Annotated in this window: 19 protein-coding genes; 11 read left to right on the top strand and 8 right to left on the bottom strand. The window is 73.6% G+C overall.

The annotated features are described in order from the left end of the window. Window position 1 precedes the first annotated feature (1 nt). From Pta02_RS15140 to Pta02_RS15150, 3 genes are all read left to right on the top strand, one after another. Entirely contained in the window at window positions 2–1,783 is a 1,782-nt protein-coding gene (locus Pta02_RS15140) for a gamma-glutamyltransferase family protein (protein ID WP_373872378.1), read from the top strand. A gap of 78 nt (window positions 1,784–1,861) precedes the next feature. Continuing rightward, on the top strand, window positions 1,862–2,476 hold the full coding sequence (locus Pta02_RS15145) for a MarR family winged helix-turn-helix transcriptional regulator (protein ID WP_203875439.1): 615 nt from the start codon (window positions 1,862–1,864) through the stop codon (window positions 2,474–2,476). 120 nt (window positions 2,477–2,596) lie between these two features. Further along, window positions 2,597–3,151 carry a carboxymuconolactone decarboxylase family protein gene (locus Pta02_RS15150; RefSeq protein WP_203875440.1) on the top strand — a complete coding sequence of 185 codons (555 nt, stop codon included), beginning with the start codon at window positions 2,597–2,599 and terminating at the stop codon, window positions 3,149–3,151. Between the two features lie 110 nt (window positions 3,152–3,261). On the opposite strand, the gene Pta02_RS15155 is transcribed toward Pta02_RS15150, so the two are convergent. Continuing rightward, window positions 3,262–4,719 carry a flavin-containing monooxygenase gene (locus tag Pta02_RS15155; RefSeq protein WP_203875441.1) on the bottom strand — a complete coding sequence of 486 codons (1,458 nt, stop codon included), beginning with the start codon at window positions 4,717–4,719 and terminating at the stop codon, window positions 3,262–3,264. 396 nt (window positions 4,720–5,115) lie between these two features. Further along, window positions 5,116–5,289 carry a hypothetical protein gene (locus tag Pta02_RS15160; protein WP_203875442.1) on the bottom strand — a complete coding sequence of 58 codons (174 nt, stop codon included), beginning with the start codon at window positions 5,287–5,289 and terminating at the stop codon, window positions 5,116–5,118. A gap of 145 nt (window positions 5,290–5,434) precedes the next feature. Here Pta02_RS15160 and Pta02_RS15165 point away from each other — a divergent pair, with 145 nt between their 5' ends. Both Pta02_RS15165 and Pta02_RS15170 read left to right on the top strand, forming a co-directional pair. After that, window positions 5,435–6,298, top strand: a complete 864-nt coding sequence (locus Pta02_RS15165; protein ID WP_203875443.1) for an SURF1 family protein — start codon at window positions 5,435–5,437, stop codon at window positions 6,296–6,298. 48 nt (window positions 6,299–6,346) lie between these two features. Next, entirely contained in the window at window positions 6,347–6,658 is a 312-nt protein-coding gene (locus Pta02_RS15170; RefSeq protein WP_203875444.1) for a DUF3817 domain-containing protein, read from the top strand. A 63-nt stretch (window positions 6,659–6,721) separates the two neighbouring features. Here Pta02_RS15170 and Pta02_RS15175 read toward each other — a convergent pair whose 3' ends face one another. From Pta02_RS15175 to Pta02_RS15195, 5 genes are all read right to left on the bottom strand, one after another. Beyond that, on the bottom strand, window positions 6,722–6,913 hold the full coding sequence (locus Pta02_RS15175; protein ID WP_203875445.1) for a tail-anchor membrane protein: 192 nt from the start codon (window positions 6,911–6,913) through the stop codon (window positions 6,722–6,724). Between the two features lie 102 nt (window positions 6,914–7,015). Then, window positions 7,016–8,320, bottom strand: a complete 1,305-nt coding sequence (locus Pta02_RS15180) for a hypothetical protein (RefSeq protein WP_203875446.1) — start codon at window positions 8,318–8,320, stop codon at window positions 7,016–7,018. 30 nt (window positions 8,321–8,350) lie between these two features. Beyond that, window positions 8,351–9,877 carry a serine/threonine-protein kinase gene (locus Pta02_RS15185; RefSeq protein ID WP_203875447.1) on the bottom strand — a complete coding sequence of 509 codons (1,527 nt, stop codon included), beginning with the start codon at window positions 9,875–9,877 and terminating at the stop codon, window positions 8,351–8,353. Window positions 9,878–9,928: 51 nt separating this feature from the next. Continuing rightward, on the bottom strand, window positions 9,929–11,755 hold the full coding sequence (locus Pta02_RS15190) for a serine/threonine-protein kinase (protein ID WP_203875448.1): 1,827 nt from the start codon (window positions 11,753–11,755) through the stop codon (window positions 9,929–9,931). Between the two features lie 341 nt (window positions 11,756–12,096). Continuing rightward, on the bottom strand, window positions 12,097–13,818 hold the full coding sequence (locus Pta02_RS15195; protein ID WP_203875449.1) for a serine/threonine-protein kinase: 1,722 nt from the start codon (window positions 13,816–13,818) through the stop codon (window positions 12,097–12,099). A 270-nt stretch (window positions 13,819–14,088) separates the two neighbouring features. Between Pta02_RS15195 and Pta02_RS15200 the strand changes: the two genes are divergently transcribed. The 3 genes from Pta02_RS15200 (at window position 14,089) to Pta02_RS15210 (ending at window position 19,462) form a co-directional block, all read left to right on the top strand. Continuing rightward, entirely contained in the window at window positions 14,089–15,030 is a 942-nt protein-coding gene (locus Pta02_RS15200; protein WP_203875450.1) for a GNAT family N-acetyltransferase, read from the top strand. Between the two features lie 132 nt (window positions 15,031–15,162). Then, window positions 15,163–15,852 carry a response regulator transcription factor gene (locus Pta02_RS15205; RefSeq protein ID WP_203875451.1) on the top strand — a complete coding sequence of 230 codons (690 nt, stop codon included), beginning with the start codon at window positions 15,163–15,165 and terminating at the stop codon, window positions 15,850–15,852. Between the two features lie 61 nt (window positions 15,853–15,913). Then, complete coding sequence (locus Pta02_RS15210) at window positions 15,914–19,462, top strand: DUF4153 domain-containing protein (RefSeq protein WP_203875452.1); 3,549 nt, start codon at window positions 15,914–15,916, stop codon at window positions 19,460–19,462. A gap of 114 nt (window positions 19,463–19,576) precedes the next feature. On the opposite strand, the gene Pta02_RS15215 is transcribed toward Pta02_RS15210, so the two are convergent. Beyond that, window positions 19,577–21,271, bottom strand: a complete 1,695-nt coding sequence (locus tag Pta02_RS15215; RefSeq protein ID WP_239130595.1) for a glycosyl hydrolase family 8 — start codon at window positions 21,269–21,271, stop codon at window positions 19,577–19,579. Between the two features lie 232 nt (window positions 21,272–21,503). Between Pta02_RS15215 and Pta02_RS15220 the strand changes: the two genes are divergently transcribed. Genes Pta02_RS15220 through Pta02_RS15230 form a run of 3 tightly spaced genes read left to right on the top strand, consistent with a single transcriptional unit; the run spans window position 21,504 to window position 24,259 of the window. Continuing rightward, the gene (locus Pta02_RS15220; RefSeq protein WP_203875454.1) at window positions 21,504–22,616 is read left to right on the top strand and encodes an alanine racemase; all 1,113 of its coding nucleotides are present in this window, start codon (window positions 21,504–21,506) and stop codon (window positions 22,614–22,616) included. 13 nt (window positions 22,617–22,629) lie between these two features. Further along, a complete protein-coding gene (locus Pta02_RS15225) occupies window positions 22,630–23,016 on the top strand; it encodes a Rid family detoxifying hydrolase (RefSeq protein WP_203875455.1) in 387 nt (128 codons plus the stop codon). A gap of 31 nt (window positions 23,017–23,047) precedes the next feature. Then, window positions 23,048–24,259 carry a hypothetical protein gene (locus Pta02_RS15230; RefSeq protein WP_203875456.1) on the top strand — a complete coding sequence of 404 codons (1,212 nt, stop codon included), beginning with the start codon at window positions 23,048–23,050 and terminating at the stop codon, window positions 24,257–24,259. The last annotated feature ends 10 nt before the right edge of the window (window positions 24,260–24,269 follow it).

Here is a 24,269-nt window from a genome sequence, read left to right on the forward strand (position 1 = left end):
CATGATGATCACTCGTCGCTTCGCGGCGCCGCTCGCCGCAGTCCTGACCGGAGGTTCCGTCCTGCTCGCCCCGCCGACGGCGGTGGCCGCACCGCCGGCGGAGAAGCCGGCGGAGAGGGTGGACAAGACACCCGTCGCCGAGGGATACGGGGGCGCGGTCTCGACCGTCGACCTGGACGCGAGCAAGGCGGCGCTGCAGGTGCTGCGGCGCGGGGGCAACGCCGTGGACGCGGCGATCGCCGCGGCGGCCACCCTGGGTGTGACCGAGCCGTACTCGGCCGGGCTGGCCGGTGGCGGGTTCATCGTCTACTACGACGCGCGGCGGGGCAGGGTCCACACGATCGACGGCCGCGAGACGGCGCCCGGCGCGATGACCTCGGCCTCCCTGGAGGGGATCCCGTTCGAGGAGGCCGTCACCAGCGGGCTGTCGGCCGGGGTGCCGGGCAGCGTGGCCCAGTGGGAGCTGGCGCTGCGCCGGTTCGGCACGATCTCGCTGCGGCAGGCGCTGCAGCCCGCGATCGAGGTCGCCTCCAAGGGCTTCACGGTCGACCAGACCTTCTACGACCAGACCGCCGCCAACGCGGCCCGGTTCAAGGACTTCACCTCCACCGCCGCGCTGTACCTGCCCGGCGGCGCGCCGCCCGCGGTCGGCTCGACCTTCCGCAACCCCGAGCTGGCCGACACCTATCGCAAGCTGGGCCGCTACGGCGGACGCTGGCTGTACGGCGGAGGCCTCGGCGCCGAGATCGTCCGGACCGTCAAGAGCCCGCCGGTCACCCCGGGATCCACCAGGAACGTCCGGCCGGGCCTGATGGAACTGTCGGACCTGCGGGCCTACCGGGCGCTCGAACGCCCGCCCACGCGGATCTCCTACGAGGGCATGGACGTGTACGGCATGGCGCCCCCGTCCTCGGGCGGCTCGACGGTCGGCGAGGCGCTCAACATCCTGGAGGCCCTGCCCGACGTCGGCGTGCACGAGTATCTGGAGGCCTCCAGGCTCGCCTTCGCCGACCGCGGCAAGTACGTCGGGGACGTGCCCGGCGTGCCGCTGCGGGAGCTGCTGTCCGACGGGTTCGCCAAGGAGCGCGCCTGCCTGATCGGCGAGCGGGCGATGGCCCACCCGGCGCCCGCGGGCGAGCCGGACGGCGACTACGCCCCGTGCCCCGCCCCGGCGGGCGGAGCGCAGCCCGAGACCGCGGGACCGGCCCGGGAGGGGCCGGAGACGACCCACCTCGTCGTGACGGACCGCTGGGGCAACGTCGTCGCCTACAACATCACCATCGAGTCCACCGGCGGCAACGGCATCGTCGTGCCCGGCCGCGGCTTCCTGCTCAACAACGAGCTGACCGACTTCACCTTCGGCCCCGCGCCGGGCGACCCCAACCTCCCGGGGCCGGGCAAGCGCCCGCGCTCGTCCATGGCGCCGACGATCGTCCTGGACGACGGCAGGCCGCTGCTGGCCCTCGGCTCGCCCGGCGGGTCCACGATCATCACCACCGTCCTGCAGATCCTCGTCAACCGCTGGGAGCTCGGCATGAGCCTGCCCGAGGCCCTCGCCGCGCCCCGCGCCACCCAGCGCAACACCGCCCAGACCCAGGCCGAGCAGGCCTTCCTGGACCGTTACGGCGCCGAGCTGACCGCCAGGGGCCACAGCTTCGCCCTCAACCCCGAGATCGGCGCGGCCACCGCCGTGGAGTTCCTGGGCAAGGGCAGGCTCCAGGCCGTGGCCGAGCCGTCCCGCCGGGGCGGGGGCAGCGCCCTGGTCGTCTCTCCGGCGCGCTGACCGGGTGGTCCCGCGTCCACCGGGTGATGCCTAGGATTCGGGCATCCGCAGTGATGGGGTTCCTGAAGGGGTGGGCCGGTGGACGCAGGTGAACCCGTGGAGGTGCCGGGGCCGCCGCGTGAGGAGCAGTTGCTGGCGGGGCTGGCGAAGCTGGGGCAGGCGGTGCGGATGAGCGCCTGGCGCAACGCGGGGCCGTACGGGCTCTCGCCTCTCCAGGCCGACATCCTTGCCTTCCTCGCCGGGGACGACCGGCCCCGGCGGCAGGGGGAGGTGGTCGCGGCCCTGGCCTCGACGGCGCCGACGGTCAGCGACGCGATGCGGGCGCTGACCGGCAAGGGGCTGGTGAGCAAGGTCAGGGACGCCGCCGACGCGCGGGCGTTCGTGCTGACGCTCACCGGCGTCGGCCGGCAGGAGGCGGCGCGGCTGAGCGCCGTGCCGGAGCCGCTGCGGGCGGCGGTCGCCGCGCTGGATGCCGGCGATCTGGCGGCGATGCTGCGCGGGGCCTCGGCGATGATGCGGGTGCTGCAGGAGCACCGGGCGATCCCGATCTCCCGGATGTGCCTGACCTGCCGTTTCTACCGGCCCGACGCGCATCCGGAGGACCCGGCGCGGCCGCATCACTGCCTGTTCGTGGACGCCCCGTTCGGGGACGGGGAACTGCGTCTGGACTGCCCGGACCACGAGTCCGCCTGACCCCGCAGCCGTACGGCCCGCCGCTTTTCCCGATCCTCGTGCTCCTGCCGGGGTTGAATATTTGGCAGTGCCAACTATAGTTGGCACTGCCAAATGTTGATTCCGGTGAAGGAGTTCCCCATGCCCCGTCTGTCCGTCGTCGACCCGGCCGACGCGAGCCCGCAGGCCCGCACGCTGCTCGGCAAGGTCGAGCGCGCTCTCGGCGCGACGCCCAACATGATGCGCGCGATGGCCGCCTCCCCGGCGGTCCTGGACGCCTACCTCGCCTTCAGCGGAGCCCTGGCCAGGGGACGGCTCTCCGCCGCCGTCCGCGAGCAGCTCGCGCTGGTCGCGGCGGTGGAGAACAGCTGTGAGTACTGCCTGGCGGCGCACACCGTCCTGGGCGAGCGGGCGGGCGTCGCCAAGGCCGACCTGGAGGCCGGGCTCGACGCCGACGCCTCGGACCCGGCCGTCGCCGCCGCGCTCCGCTTCGCCCGCGCGGTGATCCGCGACCGGGGCTTCGTCTCCGATGCCGACCTCGCCGACGTCCGCGCCGCCGGGTACGACGACGGGGAGATCGGCGAGATCATCGGCGCGGTCGCGCTCAACGTGTTCACGAACTACTTCAACTCCGTCGGCCAGACGGAGCTGGACTTCCCGCCGGTGGCGCTGCCCGCCAAGCCCGGCGCCGCCTGACCGCGACCCGGGTCCGCCCGACTATGACCCGGCGTCGCCTGACCGCGGTCCTGCGCGCCGTACGGCCTCCGCGGCGGGGGCGGGTGTACGGCGCGCAGGCCGGTGGGCCTTCAGTGGATGAGCTCGTAGGCCCCGGGCCTGACCCTGCGGGTGCGCGCCCAGTATTCGAAGGTGAAGCCGGGCCAGGTGGTGCGGTTGACGCCGTGCTCGTCGAGATACCAGCTCCGGCAGCCGCCCTCGTTCCAGACCAGCGCGTGCAGGCGCTCCTGGAGGCGGTCGTTGAAGGCGCGCTGGGCGCCGGGCCGCACGTCCAGCGCCCTGGCCCCGGTCTTCGACAGCAGCCGCAGGCAGTCGAGCACGTATTTCACCTGCGACTCGATCATGAAGACGACCGAGTTGTGGCCCAGCCCGGTGTTCGGGCCGAGCAGGAAGAACAGGTTGGGGAAACCGGCGGTGGTGATGCCGTAGTAGGCCTCGATGCCGTTCTGCCAGGCATCCTGGATCTTCAGGCCGTTCCTGCCGATGATCCGCTGCTCGTTCAGCGCGTCGGTGACCTTGAACCCGGTGCCGTAGACGATGACGTCGACCTCGATCTCCCTGCCGGTGGCGTCGACGATCGAGTTCTCCCGGATCTCGGCCACCCCGTCGGTGACCAGATCGACGTCGTCCCTGCCCAGCGCGGGATAGTAGTCGTTGGACAGCAGGATGCGCTTGCAGCCGATCGTGTAGTCGGGGGTGAGCTTGGCGCGCAGCTCGGGGTCGGGGACCTGCCGTTCCAGGTGGCGCCTGGCCACCGCCTCCTGCACCTTCATCAGGCGCGGGTCGACGGTGAAGCCGAGGGCGCGGGTCTCCAGCACCCAGTAGATCGTGTTGCGCAGCGTGCGGGCGGCTCCGGGCAGCCGCATGACCCGCTTCATCCTGGGGGAGAGCGCGAAGTCCGGCTTGGGCTGGATCCACGGGGGCGTGCGCTGGAAGACGGTCAGGTGCGCGGCCTGCTCGGCGAGCCGGGGGACGAACTGGATCGCCGAGGCGCCGGTGCCGATGACCGCCACCCGTTTGCCCGTCAGGTCCGCGGAGTGGTCCCACTCGGCCGAGTGGAAGGCCGGGCCGCGGAACCGCTCGCGCCCCCGGATCTGCGGGTAGGACGGCACGTGCAGGGCGCCGATGCCCGACACGACCGCGTTGGTGGTGAACGTCTCGCCGTCGCCGGTGCCGACCTGCCAGTTCCTGGCCGCGTCGTCGTACTCCAGGCCGACGACCTCCTTGCCGAACCGGAAGTGGGGCGCCAGTCCGTACTTCTCCACGCAGGCGCGCATGTAGTCCCAGATCTCGGTCTGCGGGGAGAACATCCGCGACCAGCCGGGGTTGAGCTCGAAGGAGAAGGAGTACATGTGCGAGGGGACGTCGCAGGCGCAGCCCGGGTAGGTGTTGTCCCGCCAGGTGCCGCCGAGGTCGGAGGCCTTCTCCAGGATCACGAAGTCGTGGTAACCGGCCTCCTTCAGCTTGATCGCCATGCCGATGCCGGCGAAGCCGGAGCCGATGATGGTCAGACCGGGGCGCGTGCTCATCCGCTCTCCTTATTGGACTCGGAGTCCAATGTAGTTCGCGGCCGTGGTCGCCGTCCATACCTGCCCGGGCGTGAGCAGCGTCACACCGACCAGTCGGTATGTCAACGGGCCCGGAGAACACGAAAAGCGCCGAGGGCTCAGGCCTTCGGCGCTGTCGGTCGTCCGATCCCGTCGAGGGGCGGGGGCCCGGACGGGTCGCGCGGTCCGCGGGGCGTCAAAGCTCCGCGGGTGTCAGAACTCCGCGGGTGTCAGAACTCCGCGGGTGTCGGAACTCCGCAGGAGCCGCAAGCCCACCGGGCGCCGGAACTCCACGGGACGTCGGGACTCCGTAGACGTCGGAACTCCACGGGGTCGCGGCTCCGGGGTGCCGGAACTGTGCGGGGTGCCGGAATCCCGTCACATGAGCAGCAGGTAGGCGGCGATCGCCGCGATCACCACCACGACCGCGACCGCGATGGAGATGGGGACGACCAGGGATCGCTTCTCCGGCGCGGCCTCCGGCTCGTTGCGCTGAGCGAAGGCGCGGAACTGCTGGGTGTTTCCTGCCGGGTCAATCTGGGGATCAGACATGGTCCGACTTTAGCGATAGGCGGTGACTTTTCAACACAGGTTCACACCACTTCACCGGCGAGCCATGCCGGATCGGGATGAGGCGGGGACGCGCTGGTGAGGTCCTGGAAACGGGACCACCGCCGCGGGCGGATAGCGTGGTGTCATGCTCCGGATCCTGTTCTCTCCCCGCGTGGTGGCGCTCCACCTCCTCGCTGTCGGAGCGCTCGTCGCATGTGTCTTCCTCGGCCGCTGGCAGCTCGGCGTCTTCGAGGACTCCGGCAGGCCGCAGGCGGCGGTGGACCCGGCCCCGGTGTCGGTGACCACGCTCGCCCAGGCCGGACGCCACCTGGACGGCGAGGCGATCGGCCGCAAGGTGACCGCGGAGGGGACCTTCGACGCCACCCGCCAGCTCCTGGTGGCCGGCCGGGACGACGGCCTGTGGATCCTGACGGCGCTCGACCTCGGGGACGGCACGTCGATCCCGGTCGTGCGCGGCTGGATCCCCTCGGCCTCCGACCCGGCGACGGCCGTACCGGAGGGGCGGGTCACGGTGAGCGGGCGGCTGCAGGCCTCCGAGCCGACCGACAGCGTGCAGCGCGTGCGCGAGGTGCCGGCGGGACAGGTCCAGACCGTCTCGTCGGCCGAGCTGATCAACATGTGGCGGGGCGGGAAGCTGCGCGACGGCTACGTGGTGGCCACCGCCCAGAGCCCGGCCCCGGCGGTGGCGGCCGAGCCTGTCCCCGTCGCGCCCCCCACCGCCTCCGGGGTGCTGACCTGGCGCAACCTGGCCTACGCCGCGCAGTGGTGGATCTTCGGCCTGTTCGCCGTCTTCATGTGGTGGCACTTCGTGCGCGACGCCGTCCGGAGCGGTACGGCCGGACGGGACTCCGGCTCAGGATCGGGACCCGAGCCCGAGCCCGATCCCGATCCCGATCCCGATCCCGATCACAATGCCGGGGCGGAGCGCGCCCCGGAGGCCGGGACGGGCTCGCCGGACGGCTCCCCGTCCAGGCCGGCCGCCGTCTGAACCCGCATATCGTTGAGTGTCCCGAACCCCAGACCGAGGTAGATCACCGTGGAATCCGCCCTCAAGCCCTTCCGAGTCCTTGCCTACGTGGTCGGCGTGATGCTGCTGGTCCTGGTCGCGTGCATCGTGCTCAGGTACGGCTTCGGCATCGAAGGCCCGTCGAAGGTCGTCTCACCCATCCACGGCTTCCTGTACATGCTCTATCTGGTGGCCACGATGAACCTGGGCATGAAGGCCCGCTGGTCGTGGCCGTACATCCTGAGCGTGATGCTCGCGGGCACGGTGCCGCTGCTGTCGTTCGTGTTCGAGCGCAAGGTCACCCGGCGCGTCGAAGACGAGATCGCCGCCGCGACCGCCTGACCCCGCGCTCGTGCGCGGGGCCGGGCGGTACGGCGCACGACGCGGCGGCGCCGTACCGGTGGGTCAGCGGCCGATGCCGCGCCTGCGGATGCGGTTGAGCCGCTGGCGCTGTGACGGGTCGAGCATGAAGTAGCCGACGACCGGGGCGGCGATGACGCCCAGGACGACCAGCAGCGTGAGCCAACCGGGCAGGAAGATCCAGGAGAGCAGGACGACCGCTCCGGCTCCGAGGGCGTACTTCTGGACGGGTGACATCCTCAACATCCTCCCAACACGGAGCCGGTGCCCCGCCTCTGCCATTGTGCGTCGCCCGTCCAACGGATGGACCCCCCGGCCGGGTTCCATCCGAGATATATCTCAATTTTCCCGGACGAGGGCCTCGACGGCCCACCGAGCCGCGGTCAGGGCCCCCTGTCCGATCTCCTCGGCGGGCTCGCCCGCGTTGCGCTGGTACTGCAGGGTGAGGACCAGGTTGCTGACGCGGACGAACGCGGTCACGCTGTAACCGCCGTTGACCACCTCTCCGGTGAAGGCCTCGTTCCCCAGCCCGCCGACCTCGCGGGGGGCGCTCTGCGTGCTCCCGTCCCGGGTGCCCGCCCCCTCGGCCGCCGAGTCCAGGCGGGCCGCGAACGCCCGCGTCGCCTCGGCCGCCTCCGGATACAGCTTCGCGTTCACCGACAGCTGGCGCTGCAGCGAGCGGGGATCGTCCTCGCGCGCGGGTCCCCAGATGCAGCCCTTCCCCCACGCGGAGGGCTTCTCGCGTACGTCGAGCCGGGCCAGCTGCTCCGCCGTGAACAGCTCGCACAGCGGGGGCATCGTGCGCAAGGGACCGGGATCGGCGTACGGGGCCGTCGGCGCCGGGGCCGCGGCCGGAGCCGTGGTGCCGCGCATGCCCCACATCACCCCACCGGTGATCACGAGGGCGCAGACGACGGCGACCGTGACGGCGATCAGGGTCCTGCGCCGTGCGTTCGAGGCCCGGGGCGCGAGGCTCTCCAGGGTCAGCCGGACGGAGTCGGCGTCGGGGCGGTGGGCGGGGTCGGCCGACAGCAGGCCGTCCAGGAGCGGGGCGAGGGGTCCGGTGGAGCCGGTCTCCGGGGAGGCCAGCGGGGTGCCGTCGGCCGTACGGAAGGCGGAGCGGGCCCCCGGCAGATGACCCTCGACCGCGGTGAACAGGGCCGTGCCGAGGTCGCGCAGCTCGTCGGCCGGGGCGGCGGCCACGCCGGTGAGGACGACCCGCCCGCCGGGGCCGAGCAGGATGGTCTCCGGGGTGGCGGTGAGGTTGACGCCGTGCCGCTGCGCGGCGGTCAGGGCGTCGAGCACGGCCAGCCCGACCTCGGCGGCGCGTTCCGTGGGCAGCGGCCCGTCGGCCCGGACGGTCTGCGCCAGGGAGCGCCCGGCGACCGCCTCCAGGATCAGCCACATCCGGTCGGGGGCCGGGACCGCGTCGTGCAGGGTGACGACGCCGGGGTGCCGCAGCTCGGCCGCCGCGCGGAGCTGCCCGAGCAGCCAGTCGCGGTGCGGGCCCGGGGGCGGCAGCCGTACCTCGGTGACCGTGACGTCGCGCTGGAGCAGCTCGTCGCGCGCACGCCGGCTCATGCCCGCCGGGTCGCGGCGTTCCAGGAGGCGGTAGCGCCCGGCGAGCAGTCCGGGATCGTTCACGGCCGCCGCTCCGCCCGCGGGGAGCGCGCGTCAGCCATGCCGGTCCAGCCGCCCGGCGACGACCTTCGCGGTGCGCAGGGTACGGCTGCGCAGGGCGGGGGCGGCGCGTTCACCATCCATCGACAGGTTCACCTCGACCAGCAGGTCGGCGGAGCGGAAACGGACCACGCTGTGGGCGCGCTCCAGCGCGATCACGTCGTAGGCGAACGCCTCGTCGCCGACACGGGCGACGTCCTTGAGCGGGCCGGTCGACCCGAGGAGGCCGCTGCCCCGATCGGCGTCGATCCTGGTCCGCTCGGAGGCGAAGAAGGCGTGCGCCGTCTCGGGGGCGGTCTTGCCGGGTGTGGCCCGGTACAGGTTCAGCGAGACGCTGACCTTGCGGCCGCCGGCGCCCTCCCACGTGCAGGAGCCCGCCCCGCCGTCCTGGCCCGGCACCCTGAACGGCGAGGCCCCGGGGACGACGGCCCCGGCCTGGGTCTCGGTCAGCAGGGAGCACGGGTCGGGGGCGGCGGCCAGACCCTCGGCCTGCGAGCCGGACCCGGAGCCCGAGCCGGCCGGGGACGGGGCGGGCGCCCCGGGGTCCCCCGAGGTCAGGAACACCGCCGCCGCCGTTCCGGCCGCCACGACGGCCAGCCCGGCTCCGGCGACCAGCCCGAGGCGGCCCCGGGCACCGATCCCGGTGCGGCGTCCGGGAGAGGGCCGCGGGTCCGGCGCCGGGGACAGCGGTCCGGCGGGCCTGCCGAGGGAGACCTCGCGCAGCGCGGTGCGCAGCGCCGCCGCTCCGGGGCGCTCGCGGGGGTCCTTGGCCAGTACGGCCAGCAACACCGGGGCGAGGCCGCCCGCGCGCGAGGGCGGCGGGGTGTCCTGGGTCAGCACCGCGCCCAGCGTCGCCACCGGAGTCCCGCGCTGGAAGGGCCCCCTGCCCTCGACGGCGGCGTAGAGCGTCGCGCCCAGCGACCACAGGTCGGCGGCCGGGCCGTCGCCGGTGCCGCGCAGCCGTTCCGGGGCGATGTAGCCGGGGGAGCCGACCAGCGCGTCCGGTGAGGTGAGCTGGACGTCGCCCTCCAGGGTGGCGATGCCGAAGTCGGTCAGCAGCACGCCGCCGTCGTCGGAGACCATGATGTTGGCGGGCTTCACGTCGCGGTGCATGATGCCCCGGCTGTGCGCGAGGGTCAGCCCGTCGAGCACGGCCAGCCCGACCGCGGCGGCCCGGCCGGGCGCGAGCGGCCCGCCGGCGCGCACGACCTGCTCCAGGGAACGCCCCCTGACCAGGTCCATCACGATCCAGGGCCGCCCGTCCTGGGCGATGACGTCGTGCACCGCGACGATCGAGGGGTGGTTCAGCCGGGCCGCGGCCCTGGCCTCGCGCAGCGTGCGCTCGCGCATCTCGGCCCGCTGGGCCTCGGGGAGGTGCGGAGCGAGCACGACCTCCTTGATCGCGACCTCGCGGTGGAGCAGCTCGTCCCGCGCCCGCCAGACCACGCCCATCCCGCCCGCGCCGAGCCGCTCGACCGCCCGGTACCGGCCCGCCAGCACGGGGAGTACGGGGCCCGTCATCGGCGGACCCCGCATCCGCTCGACCGAGCGGCCGTGAGCGCGGCCGGCACCTCAGCCACCGATCCTCAGGGCCTCGGCGATCCAGCGGGAGACCTTCCCGGCGTTCTCCGCGATCTTGCCGTCGGGGTCCCCCTTGACGCCGCCCTGCTCGTAGTCGACCTGGGCGACCAGGTTGCTGACCCGGAAGACCACGGTCACCTTGTAGGACCCGCCGTAGAGGTTGACCGGACTGTAGGCGGCCGAGATGAACGCCTCCTCACCGACGCCGCTCATGTCCTGCGGCGGCAGCGGCCTGGGCGTGGCGAGCGCGGCCTTGTCGACGGTGTCCTTCTTCTTGCCCGCGAGGTACTCCCTGGCCCGGGCGATCCCCGAGGCGTCCTGCTTCTGGGCCACCAGCCGCACGCGCAGGTCGTACTTCTCCACGTTGGCCTTGCGCCAGTCCTGGCTGTTGAGCCAGTTGCACTCGGCGGGCTCGACCTCCGAGCTCCGGTAGCCGGGGACCACCTCGGCCGCCTGCCGGTCGGTGAGCAGGCTGCACGCCCGGGGCGCGGCGGCGAAGAGCGCCCCTGCTCCGGGAGCGGGCGCGGCCTCGTCATTGTCCGGATCGCTCAGTACGGGGGCGAGCAGCACGCCGATGGTCGCCGCCATTCCGGCGAGCAGCACGCAGGTCAGCGCCACGATCGAGCGGGGTACGAGGACACCTTTGGAGCCGCCGGAGCCGCCGGAACCGCCCCGGGGGCCGGCGGAGCGCTCGGTCGGAGCGGTGGAACCGCCCGGCACCGGACGGGAGGGCGGGTCCTCCGGATGGGGAGGCGGGAGGTCCGGGTGAAGGGGCGGGGCGTCCGCGTGAGACGCGAGGTCCTGGTGAGGGGGCGGGCCGTCGGGGTGATGGGACGCGGGAGCAGGGGAGGCGCCCGAGAGGGTGGGGGAGGGCTCAGCTGACACGGGGATGCCGGGGTCCGTCCCACCCGTCTCCGCGCCGGTCGGCGGGACCGTGGCCGGGGCGGAGACGACGGCCGGATCCGAGGCGGGAGCGGCGTCCCGGCCCGTGTCCCCGGGCAGGCCGGGGATCGCGTCCACGACCGTCCGCGAGGCGGCGTCCGGGACGGAGTGGGGGGCAAGGTGATGGACGGGGTCCCGGCCCGGGGCAGGGATCGGGTCCAGGATCGGGTCCGAGAACATGTCCGCGTGGACGGGCATCGTGGCGTCCGGCGCCGCGAGCGCGTCCGCCGTGGGGACGAAGGGCCGTACGACGGAGGGCTCGGCCTGGGGGACCGGATCCCGGAACGGGGCGGACCCTCCGGCGGACGGCGCGGCGAACGCGCCGGGTGGCGGGGGGAAGCCACCGGCCGGTACGGCGAAGCCTCCGGGCGAGGGGGGGAAACTTTCGTGCGGAGAGGGGAACCCGCCGGGCGACGGGGGAAAGCCTTCGGGCGGCGACGGGAACCCGCTGGACGGCGGCGGGAATCCACCGGGTGGTACGGGGAAGCCGCCGGCGGGTGTGGCGGGCCCGGAGCTCTCCTGGATGATCTCTCGCAAGGTCGTGCGCAGCGCGGCCGGGTCGGGGCGCAGGGACGGGTCGCCGGACAGCAACCGGATCAGGACCGGACCGATCGGACCGGCGGACTGCATCGGGGCGCCCGGCGCGGGGGGACGGCCTTCGACGGCGGCGTAGAGGGTGGCGCCCAGCGACCACAGGTCGGAGGCCGGGCCGGTGACGCCTTCGGGGGCGGTGAAGACCGGGGACCGGAAACCGGGCCCGGTCAGCAGCACCTTGTCGTACGGCCCGATCAGCACCGAGCCCGGCCGCACGTCACCGTGGAGCATCCCGTGACCGTGCACGGCCACGAGCTGGTCCAGCACGGCCAGGCCGATCACGGCGGCCCGGACGGGTGTCAGCGGACCGCCCCGCTCGATCAGGGACTCCAGCGAGGACTGCCCCGGCCCGGAGGCCCCGGGCCCACCGGAGCCGTACCCCGTGCCCGACCCACCCGGCCCGTACCCCGAGCCCGATCCACCGGGGCCGTATCCCGCTCCACCCGGAGCGGAGCCTGAACCCGGTCCACCCGGCCCGTACCCCGGACCCGGTTCGCCGGGGCCGTATCCCGGTCCACCCGGAGCGGAGCCCGGGCCCGTGTTCCCTCCGGGGTGGCCGGAGGCCGGGGTCGCGGCGCCGGGACCGGCGTGCCTGCCCTGCCGGCGGGGGGTGTCTGCCTGGTTCATCCCGATGCCTTCTGTCTGTTCAACGCCGCCGCCACCCAGGTGGCGGCGGTGTGGGCGCCGCTCTGGATCGCGGGGCCGTCCTTGCTCCCGTCGGCCACTGTGTAGCCGACCTCGACGACCAGGTTGTCGACGCGGAGAGTCACGTAGCTCTGTTCGAGCCTGCCGGTCCGGCGGTTCTCGTAGACGTCGTAGCCGAACGCCTCCTCGCCGGCGGGCTTGACCGGCAGCGGCCCGGTGTTCCTGGCCGAGCGGGCTCCGGCGGAGATATCCGGCCAGCTCCAACTGAGCTGACCGCTGGGGATGGTGCCGTTGCGCCGGTTCACGAACAGCTCGTGGGCCTGGCGCGGGCTCTTGCCCCACTGGTCGGCGTCGGCGGGGTCGACCGTCAGCCCCACGCCGGGGGACACCCACTCGCAGCCGCCCCGGTTGGTCGCCTTGCCCTGGCCCTTCAGACGGGGCAGGAGCTGCCCGGCCTGGTCGGCGGAGATCAGCCCGCACAGGTCCACCGGGGTGGCGAAGGCGCCGGGCCGTTCGCTGAGCCGTACCGGCCCGGCGGGCTCGGCGCGGTCGGCGGTGAGATGGGCGACCCCCAGGCCGGTCCCGGCCACCGCCACGACCGCGGCCACCTCGGCGACGGCCCACAGCAGCGCGCGGCCCCTGCGCGGGGCGCGGACCGGCCGTGCCGGGACGGTCGGCCCGGTCAAGGCGGCGCCGGAGCGGCCGGACGGCGGGCCGGCAAGCCCCTGGGGCGACGTGCCGGTACGGCCCTGCGGGATGCCGGTGCGGCCCTGTGACGTGCCGGTACGGCCCTGCGGGACGCCGGGGTGACTTTGCGGCGCACCGGAGTGACCGGAGTGGCTGGAACGGTCCGCGCCGGGATCGGACGCGCCCGCGGGATGGCCGGACGCGATCTCCTGGAGCCCGCGGACGACCTCGTCGAGGGACGGCCGGGCGACGGGCAGCGGGTCCAGCATGCGCATCAGCAGCGGGCCCAGTTCACCGGCCAGTTCGGGCGGCCGGGGCGGCTCGGTGAGCACCCGGCTGATCGCCGAGATGGGGGTCTCGGCGGGGTGCGGGGGCACGCCCTCGACCGCGAAGTACAGGCCGGCGCCCAGCGACCACAGGTCGGAGTAGGGGCCGCCGCGCTCGCCGCGCAGCCGTTCGGGGGCGATGTAGTTGGGGGAGCCGATCAGGCGGCTGGTGACCTCGCCGGTGACGTCGCCCTCGGCGACGGCGATGCCGAAGTCGGTGAGGACGGCTCTGCCGGTCCGGGTGAGGAAGATGTTGCCCGGCTTGACGTCGCGGTGCGTCACCCCGGCGGCGTGCGCGGCGGCCAGCGCGCCGGCGATGCCCACCCCGACGCGGGCCGCCTGGTGCGGCGGGAGCGGCCGCCTGCCCGTGACGGTCCGGTCGAGGGACTCCCCGGTCAGCAGCTCCATGACGATCCACGGGCGGTCGTTCTCGACGACCACGTCGTGGACGGTGATGATCGACGGGTGCTTGAGCCGGGCCGTCAGGTTGGCCTCGCGGAGCGCGGCGGCGCACAGGTCCTGCCGCTGGGCGGGGGACAGCTCCGGCGGGAGCCGTACCTCCTTGACCGCCACGTCACGGCGGAGCGTCTCGTCGGAGGCGAGCCACACCGTGCCCATGCCGCCCTCGGCGAGGGGGTTGAGCAGGCGGTAACGACCTGCCAGCACCTGTGTGTCGATCCCGCTCACTCCGTTCGATGTCCTGCCGCGCACAAAAGATAGCCACTCGGCAGGGCTGGACCCAACGGAAACGGTTCCTCCGTATTCGGGGGTTATATCCCTGTGATGCCGATCACCCGTCAGGTCACCGCTTGAAACCGTGATCACGCGATGGTTAGGCTGATCGTCCCTTCGAGGAAGAGGAGGTGAGGAGCAGATGTCCACCCTGATGACGCGCTCCCGCCTCGGGCGGAAGGCCGCCTGAGACCGGAGAGCGCACATGCCTCTCTGGAGTTCCGCTTGTCCGATCTGATCTTCCGTCCGCTCACCGCGGACGAGTTCGACCTGTTCCACGGTTACGCCACCCCGCCGGCCTCCGGCGTGGGCGCCCGCAGGCTCTCCTTCGAGGAGCTGGGATACCGCTCCGGCTGGGTGTGGGTCGCCGTGCGCGGCGACGAGGTCGTCTCCCGGGCCGCCTTCTGGGGTCCCGAGGATCATGAGCACCCGTTCAGCCTCGACTGGTTCGACCCGGGCCTCGGCCCGGACGGGATCGAGGCGGGCGCCGCCCTGCTGCGGGCCGCCTACGACGCGCTGGTCACGCCGGGTTACTCCTCGCCCATCGGTGACCGGCCCGACTACCACCTGTTCCTGCCCGCCGACTGGCGGGAGCGCCCGGACGCCAGGGCCGACGCCGAGGCCCGGATCACCGCCGCCGAGAAGGCGGGGCTGCGGCGGTTCGTGGAGCGGATCAATCTGCGCTGGATCCCCGGGTACGGCCTGCCGCCGCGCTCGGCCCGGCTCACCTTCGTCCCCGCCGTCGACGACGAGCTGGTCGTGGACGTGCTGGCCAGACTCTGCGAGAACACCCTGGACGCCTACGCCCGGCGCGACGTCGAACGGTACGGCCTGCGCCGGGCGGCCGAGATCACACTGGAGGAGATCGCCGACTTCCCCGGCGGGCGCGACCGGTGGCGGCTGGCCTACGACGCGGCCGGGGAACCGGTGGGCATCACGATGCCCACCCGCAACAGCTACTTCGCGACGATCGGCTACATGGGCGTGGTGCCCGAGCACCGCGGCCACCACTACGCCGACGACCTCGTCGCCGAGGCGCTGCACATCTTCGCCGCCGACGGCGAGCCCGAGGTGAGCGACGCCACCGACGTCGGCAACGCGCCCATGGCGGCCTCGTTCGCCCGGGTGGGCTACGAGGTGACCGGCCATCGGATGATCTTCACCTGACGGGCGGGCCGGCGCCGGTGGGAGGGCCGCCGGCGCCGGCATCCCGAGGAGGTCGTCGCGGGGCTCCGGCCTGCGCGGAATCTTCACAATTCACCTCAGGCCGTCTGCACAGGTCAGGCATAAGCTCGCGGCATGGCTACTCCCCGGCAACGCCGCGTCCTCGTGGTCGAGGACGACGAGACGATCGCGCGGGCCGTACGGCACCGGCTCGTCGCGGAGGGCTTCGACGTGCGGATCGCCGGAGACGGGCAGGAGGCGCTCGCGGCGTACGCGAAGGCCGAGCCCGACGTGGTGGTCCTCGACCGGCTGCTGCCCGGCCTCGACGGCCTGGAGGTCTGCCGGCGCATGCAGGCGGCCCGGCCGGTGCCGGTGCTCATGCTCACCGCGCTGGGAGAGGAGACCGACCTGCTCGTCGGCCTGGGGGTGGGCGCCGACGACTACATGGCCAAGCCGTTCAGCATGCGCGAGCTGGTCGCGCGGGTGCACGCGCTGCTGCGGCGGGTGGAACGCGCCTCCCAGCTCGCCGTGGACGAGACGGTCCTGCGCGTGGGCGACGTCGACATCGACACCGCCGAGCGGAGGGTCTACGTGCGGGGCGCGGAGGTGCAGCTGACCCGGACCGAGTTCGACCTGCTGCGCCGGCTGGCGGAGCGGCCGGGCCAGGTGTTCGAGCGGGAGCGCCTGCTGTCCGACGTCTGGGGCTTCTCCGAGGCGGCGGCCACCCGGACGGTCGACAGCCACGTACGGGCCCTGCGCCGCAAACTCGGCTCCGGGGTCGTGCGAACGGTCCACGGGGTCGGCTACGCCTTCGTCCGGCCGTGAGGCCCCCCGGGACCGGGCGGGCCGCCGAACCGATCCCGCCGCAGAGCACTCGAACACTGAAATGCGCAAACCATTGAGACCTCTCGACTTCCTGGGCCGGATCAAGGTCAAGCTCGGCATCGTCATCCTGCTGGCGGTGGCGACGGCGTTCGTCGTCAACGAGGTCGGCATCAACGCCGGCTACTCGCGCAACGTGCGCGTCGCGGTGGCGGTGGTCCTCGCACTGATCATGGTGCAGCTGCTCGCGCGGGGGATGACCAAACCGCTGCGCGAGATGGCCGCCGCCGCCCAGACGATCGCCAAGGGCCGGTACGGCCTGCGGGTCACGGCCACCTCCCGCGACGAGGTCGGCGAGCTGGCCCGGGCCTTCAACGCGATGGCGGCCGACCTGGGAGAGGTGGACCGGCAGCGCAGGGAGCTGGTCGCCAACGTCAGCCACGAGCTCCGTACGCCGATCACCGCTCTCCGGGCGGTGCTGGAGAACGTGGTGGACGGCGTCTCCGACCCCGATCCGGTGACGCTCGGGACGGCGCTGGCCCAGACCGAGCGGCTCGGACGGCTGGTCGCCCAGCTGCTCGACCTGTCCCGGCTGGAGTCCGGGGCCCGGCTCATCGACCCGGAGAGCCTCGAGCTCCGGCCGCTCTGCGAACAGGCGCTGCGCGAGGCGGTGCTCGCCCGCGACGGGGTGACGGCCCGGTGCGAGGTGCCCGCGGGGCTGAGCGTGCGGGCCGACGCCGACCTGCTGGCCCAGGTGCTGGCCAACCTGCTCGACAACGCGGTACGGCACAGCCCGGAGGGCGGGGTCGTGGTGCTCGCCGCCGCCGCTCAAGGGGGCGGCGTACGGCTGCGCGTGACCGACCAGGGGCCCGGGATCGCGCCCGAGGAGCGGGCCAGGGCCTTCGAGCGCTTCTCCCGGCTGGACGCGGGCCGGGCGGCCGACGAGGGCGGCGCCGGGCTCGGCCTCGCCATCACCAAGGAGATCGTCGAGCTCCACGGCGGCTCCATCCGCGTCGAAGACGGCGTCGGCTGCCGCGTCGCGGTCGACCTCCCCGAAAGGACCATGATGGACGGCCCGTCTCCCGGCGATCCCATGACCTCCTCCCCGGACCCCCTCTCCCCAGCCGAGTCCGTGGACCTCGAAGAGCTCCCGGCTCCTGCCGCCCGCCCGGTCCCGGAGACCGCGGCGCCGGCCGGTACCCGCGCGACCGCCACGATCCCGCCGGACCCCGTGGACTCCCCGGACCTCGCGGACGCCGCGGACCCCGCGGACCTCGTGGACTCCCCGGACCCCGTGGATTCCGCGGACCGGGTGGACCCGGTGGAGACCCTCGTGGCGTCGGGAGCGGACTCCGCAGGCGCCGGCGCGACCGTCGTGGACGTCACGGAGACCTCCGCGGAGTCCGGAGCCTCTCCCACGCCGCCCGGACCCCCGGTCCCGGCCGGGTACGGGTCCGGCCCCGCGGTTCCCGGCTCAGGGACTCCCGGCTCCGGGGCTCCCGGTCCGGCGGGTCCCTCCGGTCCGGGGCACGCGCCCTTCCCCGCCACGGGGGGAGCGGGCGGGCACGGCTACCCGGTCCCGCTCAGGAACTGGTGGGGAGCCGTCATCGGGGTCTTCGTCGGCGGGTTCATCGGGCTGGCCTTCGGTGTCCTCCTCGGTCTCGGCGTCGGGGCCGTCAGCATCCAGGCGGGCCTCGCCCTGGGCGTCCTGTCCCCGGTGATAGGCGGGTTCGTCGGCACGGTCATCGGGGCGACCACGCCGCCGAGCGGGGTCTGGGAGTCCTCCCGGCCCGCCGGAGGCGTTCCCGCGCCCAGGACGCCCGTCACGCCGCCGCATCCTTCCGCGCAGGGGCGGGAAGGACGGCCCGCCGGGCCCGCACTCGACGGTGCGGGGACGGGCCGGACCCAGGGCCCGGGTGACCCGGCGGGCGCCGCCCGGCCCGCAGGGGAGACGCACCGCACGCAGGAGGACACACACCGGACAGCGGTGGCGCAGCGAGGCGCTCCGGCGGGCCGCGAGGGGCACGGGGGAGCACCGGACGGATCGGGGACGCCGGGCGAGCCGCGAGGGCTGCAGGGATCGGGGACGCCGGGCGGGCTGCAGGGGCCGGGGACGCCGGGCGAGTACGTGGCGCCCTCGGTGTTCCCCCGGCCGCAGCTGCCCGGCACCCCGCGCTGGGTGCCGGTGGCCTGCGCGGTCGTGGGACTGCTGGCGGCCGTCGCGCTGCCGTACAGCTCCGTGGGACTCGGGTTCGTGCTGGTGGCGGCGGCCATGGGCGTGGTGGCGCTGCCCGTCGTACGCCGCCGGATCACCCCCTGGTCGGCCGGGATGGGCGTGATCGCGTACGGGATGGTCGTGATGGCGGTCTTCAGGGACGCCGACTGGCTCGTCGGGCTGCTCCTGCTGGCCGGGTTCGCGGTGGCCGCGCTGGCTCTGTCGGGGGCGGGACGCGGCTGGCTCGGGGTGCTCAGGGGCGGGGTCTCGGTGGTGCTCGGGCTGCTGCCGGTCCCCTGGTTCCTGGCGGCCCCGTTCAAGGGGATGCCGACCCGCCGCAGGCTGGTCCCCGCGCTGATCGGGGCGGGGCTGACCGTGGTGCTGGTCGCGATCTTCGGCGCGCTGTTCGCCTCAGCCGACGCGGTGTTCGCCAAGACCGTGGAGAACATCTTCACCGGGCAGGACTGGGCGGAGTCCCTGCCGCTGCGGATCCTGACCTTCGCGGTCTTCGGGGTCGTCGCCGCCTCGGCCGTGCTGGTCGGCCTGCGGCCGGTCGCCGAGCCCAAGGGGCCGGACCTGCGGCTGCGGGTCGGCCGCGGCCTGTGGGTGACCCCGCTGACCGCGCTCAACCTGCTGTTCGCCACCTTCGTGGCGATGCAGCTGACGGTGCTGTTCGGCGGCAACGGCCGCGTGCTGGAGACCACCGATCTCACCTACGCCGAGTACGCCCGCTCGGGCTTCTTCCAGCTGGTCGTCGTCAGCGTGTTCGTGCTGGCGATCGTGGCGCTCGCCTCGGGGGTGGTCGACCTGGAGGGCCGCGACCGGTGGCTGATGGCCGGGCTGCTCGGCCTGCTGTGCGGGCTGACGGTGGTGATCCTGATCTCCGCCATGTACCGGCTCGACCTCTACGTCGACGCCTACGGCTACACCCGGCTGCGGGCGTCGGTGGGCGCGGCGATCTGGTGGCTGGGCGGGATCTTCGCGCTGGTCCTCGTGGCCGGCGCGGTACGGCTGACCCGGCGCGCCGCCGGATGGCTGCCCCGGAGCGTGGTCGTGATGACCGGGGCGGGCCTGCTGGCCTTCGCGGTCTGGAACCCGGACCTGCGGGTCGCCGAGTCCCAGCTCAGCATCCGGGGCGTGGACCGGCTCGACCAGGCGTACCTGAGCGATCTCGGGGCGGAGGCCGTACCGGCGCTGGACCGGCTGCCCGAGCCGACCCGCAGCTGCGTGCTGCAGGCGGTTGTCCAGGCCAACGAGCTCGACCGGCCCGACCCGTGGAACGGCTGGAACCTGGCCAGGCAGCAGGCCAGGAAGCTGCTCGCCGAGCGGCCGGCGGTTGCGGGGGTCTCCTGCGGCCCGGAGGTCTCACGCCTCGACATCATCCCCGACCAGGACTGACCCGCCGAGGGGGCGGTACGGCCCCCGCCCGCGCGGGCGGGGGCCGTACCGGGGAGGCGGCGGGTGCGGGCCCCGCCGCGTGGATCCCGGGCCGCGGGTTCCCCGGCTCCGGGGTCAGGGCACCCAGTGGTTGCCGGTCACGGTGATCATGACCTGGAGCTGGATGCTGGCCGAGAAGTAGCCGCTGGTGTCGAGCGGGGTGGCGAGCATCCGCTTCCACAGCGCGTCCAGCCAGGCCTGGCTGCCCGGGTCGGTCATCGCGGCCACCGCGAACGGGGCGAAGAACGCGGGGTCGTTGTCACCGGAGAGCGCGGTGCCGTTGAGCCGGTAACCGTTGACGATCTTGGCGGGGTCGCCGCCGGTCTTGCTCTTTATCCAGGCGTTCAGCTTGCGCGCCGCGGCCAGCGAGGCGGGGTCGCCGCCGGTCACCGCGTCGTCGCCGATGCGCCACGGGGTACGGCAGGCGTTCCACCAGTAGCTTCCGTCGTTGGGGTCCTCCAGCACCTCGCCCGGCGCGGGTCTGGCCGTGGTGTTCGTGTCGACCACGAAGTCGGGCAGCAGGCCGGTGCCCGGGGCGTGGCGCGACTGCAGGGAGGTGATCAGGTTCTGGTGATCGGCCCGGATCGTGTCCCAGGCGGCGTCGCCGGTGGCCTTGCGGAAGGCCCTGAAGTGGGCGGCCATCCAGTCGGAGGAGCGGCTGATCCAGTAGTGCTCGCCGCCCGCGCTGCTCCAGTCGCCCAGCTTCAGCAGCCTGGTCGTCGGGTTGACCTCGCCCGCCTTGATCGCGTTGATGTGCCTGATCGCGAGCTGCCTGTAGTCGTGGGCGCCGGAGCTGCCCCACTGCCGGTCGGCCAGGAGCAGGCCGTAGGCGATGTCGAGGTCGCCGTCGGTGGCGGAGTCGCCGCCGTTGACGCTCTTGCAGGAGGCGTCCTGCTCGGCGGCGTGCAGGCCCGGCGTGATCGAGGACGGGTGGTCCAGGACGTACTTCAGCAGGCCGTCGAAGATCTTCTTCGCGTCGGGGTCGGCTCCGGCCATGGTCGCGGTGATGACCATGCCGTAGCCCTGGGCCTCGGCGACGTAGGGGTGGTCGGCGTCGGGGGAGAAGACCTGGTACCAGCCGTTGCCGCAGTTCTGCCTGACGAAGGCGGCCTTCCAGCGCCGATAGTAGTCGACCACCTTCTGGTCGAGCGTCGCCTGGCTCCCGCCGGGACGCAGCATCCCCGGGGCGTAGGGGATCGTGTGCCCGCCGAAGGGCACCTTCGGCCCGCCGGCCGTCGGCGTGGGGGTGGGTGCGGGGGTGGGCGTCGAGCCGCCTGCGGTGCCGTACACCTGCATCTCGTACAGCGAGTAGCCGTACGGCGTGCCCCGGACCGTGCCGTGCATCCGGACGTAGCGGCCGGTCCCGGAGACCGACAGGTCGTCCACGGCGCCGTCGCCGGTCGTGGTCGAGTACAGGTCGGTCCAGGAGGACCCGTCGCCGGAGACCTGGATCCGGTAGGCCCTGCCGTAGGCGGCCTCCCAGGTCAGCCTGACCCGGGAGATCGCGGCGGAGCGGCCGAGGTCGACGCGGACCCACTGCGGGTCGACCCCCTCGGCCGAGGCCCAGCGGGTGGAGGTGTCGCCGTCGAAGGCCGCGGCGGGCGCGAACCCGGACCCCTCGACGGACGAGGACGTGGCCGGACGGCCCTGGGAGAGCAGGGAGTCGGCGGTGAAGGCGGGTGGCGCCGCCAGCACGAGCGCCGGTGCGGCCAGGACCGCGGCGAGGGCGAGGGTGAGGACGGCCGGGGGGCGACGGAGACGTGGTGGCACATGCACGGGAAGGAACCCTCTCTGCGGGTCGATTGGGTTTCTGCGGTGGATCGGGGGTTCTGCGATCGTTAGTTAGGAAAGGTTCCTAACTAGAGGACGATGCCACCATTCCTGACAGCTCGCGGTCAAGAGGGAAGGGGGCCCAAATCCCCGCCTGTTCGGCGCCCGGCTGAGGATAAGGTCCTCGGAAGGTACGGGGACGGGACGTCCCGCGAACGAAGGGGGCCGCCGGGTGGAGGGGATCGCCGATCCCGCGAAGGCAGTGGGGACGTCGCTGTTCGGAGGGGGTTTCACCTTCCCGGTGATGGTCGCCCGCCGCGCCGCGCTGCGGCACAACATCGCCACGCTCGCGACCTTCGCGCGCGAGCACGGGCTGACGCTCGTCCCGCACGCCAAGACGACGATGTCGCCCGAGCTCGTCCGGGCCCAGCTGGAGGCGGGCGCGTGGGGGCTCACCGCCGCCACCCCCGCCCAGGCGCTCACCCTGTGCGGGTTCGGAGTGCCCCGGGTCATGCTCGCCAACCAGATCTTCGACCCGGCCGGGCTCGACGCCCTGGCCGCGCGGCTGGCCGGGGACCCGTCGTTCGAGTTCCTGTGCTTCGTGGACTCGGCGGCCGGGGTGGAGGCCCTGTCCCGGCACGCCGGTCCCCGGCCGTTCCGGGTCCTGGCCGAGCTCGGCCACGAGGGCGGGCGCTCCGGCAGCCGGACCCTGGAGCACCTCCTGCAGGTCGCCGCCGCCGCCCAGGCGGCGCCCGGGGTGGAGCTCGCCGGAGTCGCCGGGTACGAGGGGTCGCTGAAGTCGGCCGGGGAGGTGCGGCGTTACCTGCACCGGCTGCAGGAGGCGCTGGAGCACCTGCGGGTCAGGGACCCGATCCTGTCGGTGGGCGGCAGCCAGTGGTTCGACGTGATCGGCCGGGAGCTCGTCACCTGCCAGGCCACGATCATGCTCCGCAGCGGGGCCTACGTCTCCCACGACGACGGCTACTACCGCGAGCGCACGCCGTACACCCGCATCGAGGGGGAGCTGCGCGCGGCGCTGGAGATCTGGGCGCACGTGCTGTCCGTCCCCGAGCCGGGTCTGGCCGTGGTCGGGTTCGGCAAGCGGGACGCCCCGTTCGACGAGGGGCTGCCGGTGCCACGCGGCGCGGTCGAGGGCGCTACGGTTCTGAAGGTCCAGGATCAGCACGCGGTCCTGCGGCTCGCGCCGGACTCCCCGGTGCGGCCCGGCGACCTGGTGTCGTTCGGGATCTCCCACCCGTGCACCGCCTTCGACAAGTGGCGGGTCATCCCGGTGGTCGACGACGACTACGTGGTCGTCGATCTGATCACCACGCACTTCCACTAAGGACGGAATGAAGATGAGCGGCAAGGTTGAACTGAGGACCGACGAGGGCGCCGCGCCGGTCGGGGCCTACTCCCAGGGCCTGGTGATCGGCGACTTCGTCTACACCTCGGGCATGGGCCCGCTGGACCCCGCCACCGGCGAGGTCGTCGGCAAGGACGTGGCCGAGCAGACCCACCAGGTGATGCGCAACCTCGGGGCGATCCTGGCCGCGCACGGCCTGGGCTTCGACGACGTGGTGAAGTCGACGGTGCACCTGGAGCACCTCAAGCGGGACTTCGCGGCCTACAACGAGGCCTACAAGTCCTATTTCACCAAGCCGTACCCGGTCCGCACGACCGTCGGCTCCGATCTGATGGACATCCTGGTCGAGATCGACTTCGTGGCGTACAAGGCGCGTTAGAGTCTGACGCAGGGCGTGGGAAGGCGGCGGCTTGGACAGTTCTTTGTACCTCTACGTCGAGGACGTGCGGGGTGAGGGACTGGACAAGACCCTTGACCGGATCGCCGGATACGGCGTGACCGGCGTGACCGCGGCCGCCGCCTACCACCGCACCCGCGACGTCACCCCGCACGGGGCCTCCCGCGTGACGATCCGCCGGGACGGGGTGCACTTCACGCCGCCGGAGGATCTGTTCGGCGGGCTCCGCCTGGTCCCGCCCGTCCAGGAGGGAGCGGGGGAGGAGCCGCTGGCCGCGCTGCGCCGGGCCACCGCCGAGCGGGGCCTGAGACTGCACGGCTGGACCGTCTTCCTGCACAGTGTCACCCTCGGCGACGCCCACCCCGAGACCACCGTGCGCAACTGCTTCGGCGACCGGGGCTCGCTCGCCGACCTGTGCCCGGCCCACCCGGACGTCCGTCTCTACTCGGTCGCGCTGGGACGGGCCGTGGCCCGCCAGGGGGTCGACAGCGTCGTGGCCGAGGGGCTGCACTTCGGCACCTTCGGGCACGGCTACCACCACGAGCGCAGCTTCGTCCCGCTCGGCCCGATGGACCTGTTCCTGCTCGGGCTGTGCTTCTGCGAGTTCTGCATGCGCCGCGCCACCGACCTGGGCGTCAACGCCCAGGCCGCCCGCCAGGAGTGCGCCAGGATCGTGGGCGGCGTGCTCGACGGCGACCCGCCCGCCCAGGGCGAGGTGACCCGCGCGGCGCTGACCGCCTACGCCGGGCCGGAGGTGGTCGCCTACGCGCGGGCCCGCTCGGAGACGGTGACCTCCCTGGTCTCCGAGGTCGCCGCGGCCGTCACCGCCGAGGGCTCGCGGCTGACCTTCCTGGACGGCACCGGGTCGGTGAAGGGCTACGCCGACGGGCGGCCCTCGCCGGTCCTGGCCGCGCACGACTCCTGGCAGCTCGGCGTGGACCTGGTCGCCCTGGGTGACCTGGTGCCCTCGCTGGCCGTGCTCGCCTACGCCAGGGACGCCGCGAGGGTGGCCGACGACGTGGGCGCCTACCGCCGTTCGACCGGCAAGGACCGGGAGCTGCGGGTCGTGCTCCGCCCGGGGCCGCCCGACACCGACTCCGCCGACCGCCTCGCCGCCAAGATCAGGGCGGTCCGGGCGGCGGGCGCGGACGCGGTCGACTTCTACGCGTACGGGCTCATGCCGTACCCGATCCTGGAGCGCATCCCCGGCGCGCTGTCGGGCTGAGGCGCCCGGG

Origin of the sequence: Paraplanobispora takensis (genome assembly GCF_016863195.1) — a bacterium.
Lineage (GTDB): Bacteria > Actinomycetota > Actinomycetes > Streptosporangiales > Streptosporangiaceae > Planobispora > Planobispora takensis.

Excerpts from the sequence above, each read along its gene's own strand:
- Pta02_RS15140 (WP_373872378.1), top strand. The coding sequence starts at position 2 with ATGATGATCACTCGTCGCTTCGCGGCGCCGCTCGCCGCAGTCCTGACC.
- Pta02_RS15150 (WP_203875440.1), top strand. The coding sequence starts at position 2,597 with ATGCCCCGTCTGTCCGTCGTCGACCCGGCCGACGCGAGCCCGCAGGCC.
- Pta02_RS15155 (WP_203875441.1), bottom strand. The coding sequence starts at position 4,719 with ATGAGCACGCGCCCCGGTCTGACCATCATCGGCTCCGGCTTCGCCGGC.
- Pta02_RS15160 (WP_203875442.1), bottom strand. The coding sequence starts at position 5,289 with ATGTCTGATCCCCAGATTGACCCGGCAGGAAACACCCAGCAGTTCCGC.
- Pta02_RS15165 (WP_203875443.1), top strand. The coding sequence starts at position 5,435 with ATGCTCCGGATCCTGTTCTCTCCCCGCGTGGTGGCGCTCCACCTCCTC.
- Pta02_RS15175 (WP_203875445.1), bottom strand. The coding sequence starts at position 6,913 with ATGTCACCCGTCCAGAAGTACGCCCTCGGAGCCGGAGCGGTCGTCCTG.
- Pta02_RS15185 (WP_203875447.1), bottom strand. The coding sequence starts at position 9,877 with ATGACGGGCCCCGTACTCCCCGTGCTGGCGGGCCGGTACCGGGCGGTC.
- Pta02_RS15205 (WP_203875451.1), top strand. The coding sequence starts at position 15,163 with ATGGCTACTCCCCGGCAACGCCGCGTCCTCGTGGTCGAGGACGACGAG.
- Pta02_RS15210 (WP_203875452.1), top strand. The coding sequence starts at position 15,914 with ATGCGCAAACCATTGAGACCTCTCGACTTCCTGGGCCGGATCAAGGTC.
- Pta02_RS15225 (WP_203875455.1), top strand. The coding sequence starts at position 22,630 with ATGAGCGGCAAGGTTGAACTGAGGACCGACGAGGGCGCCGCGCCGGTC.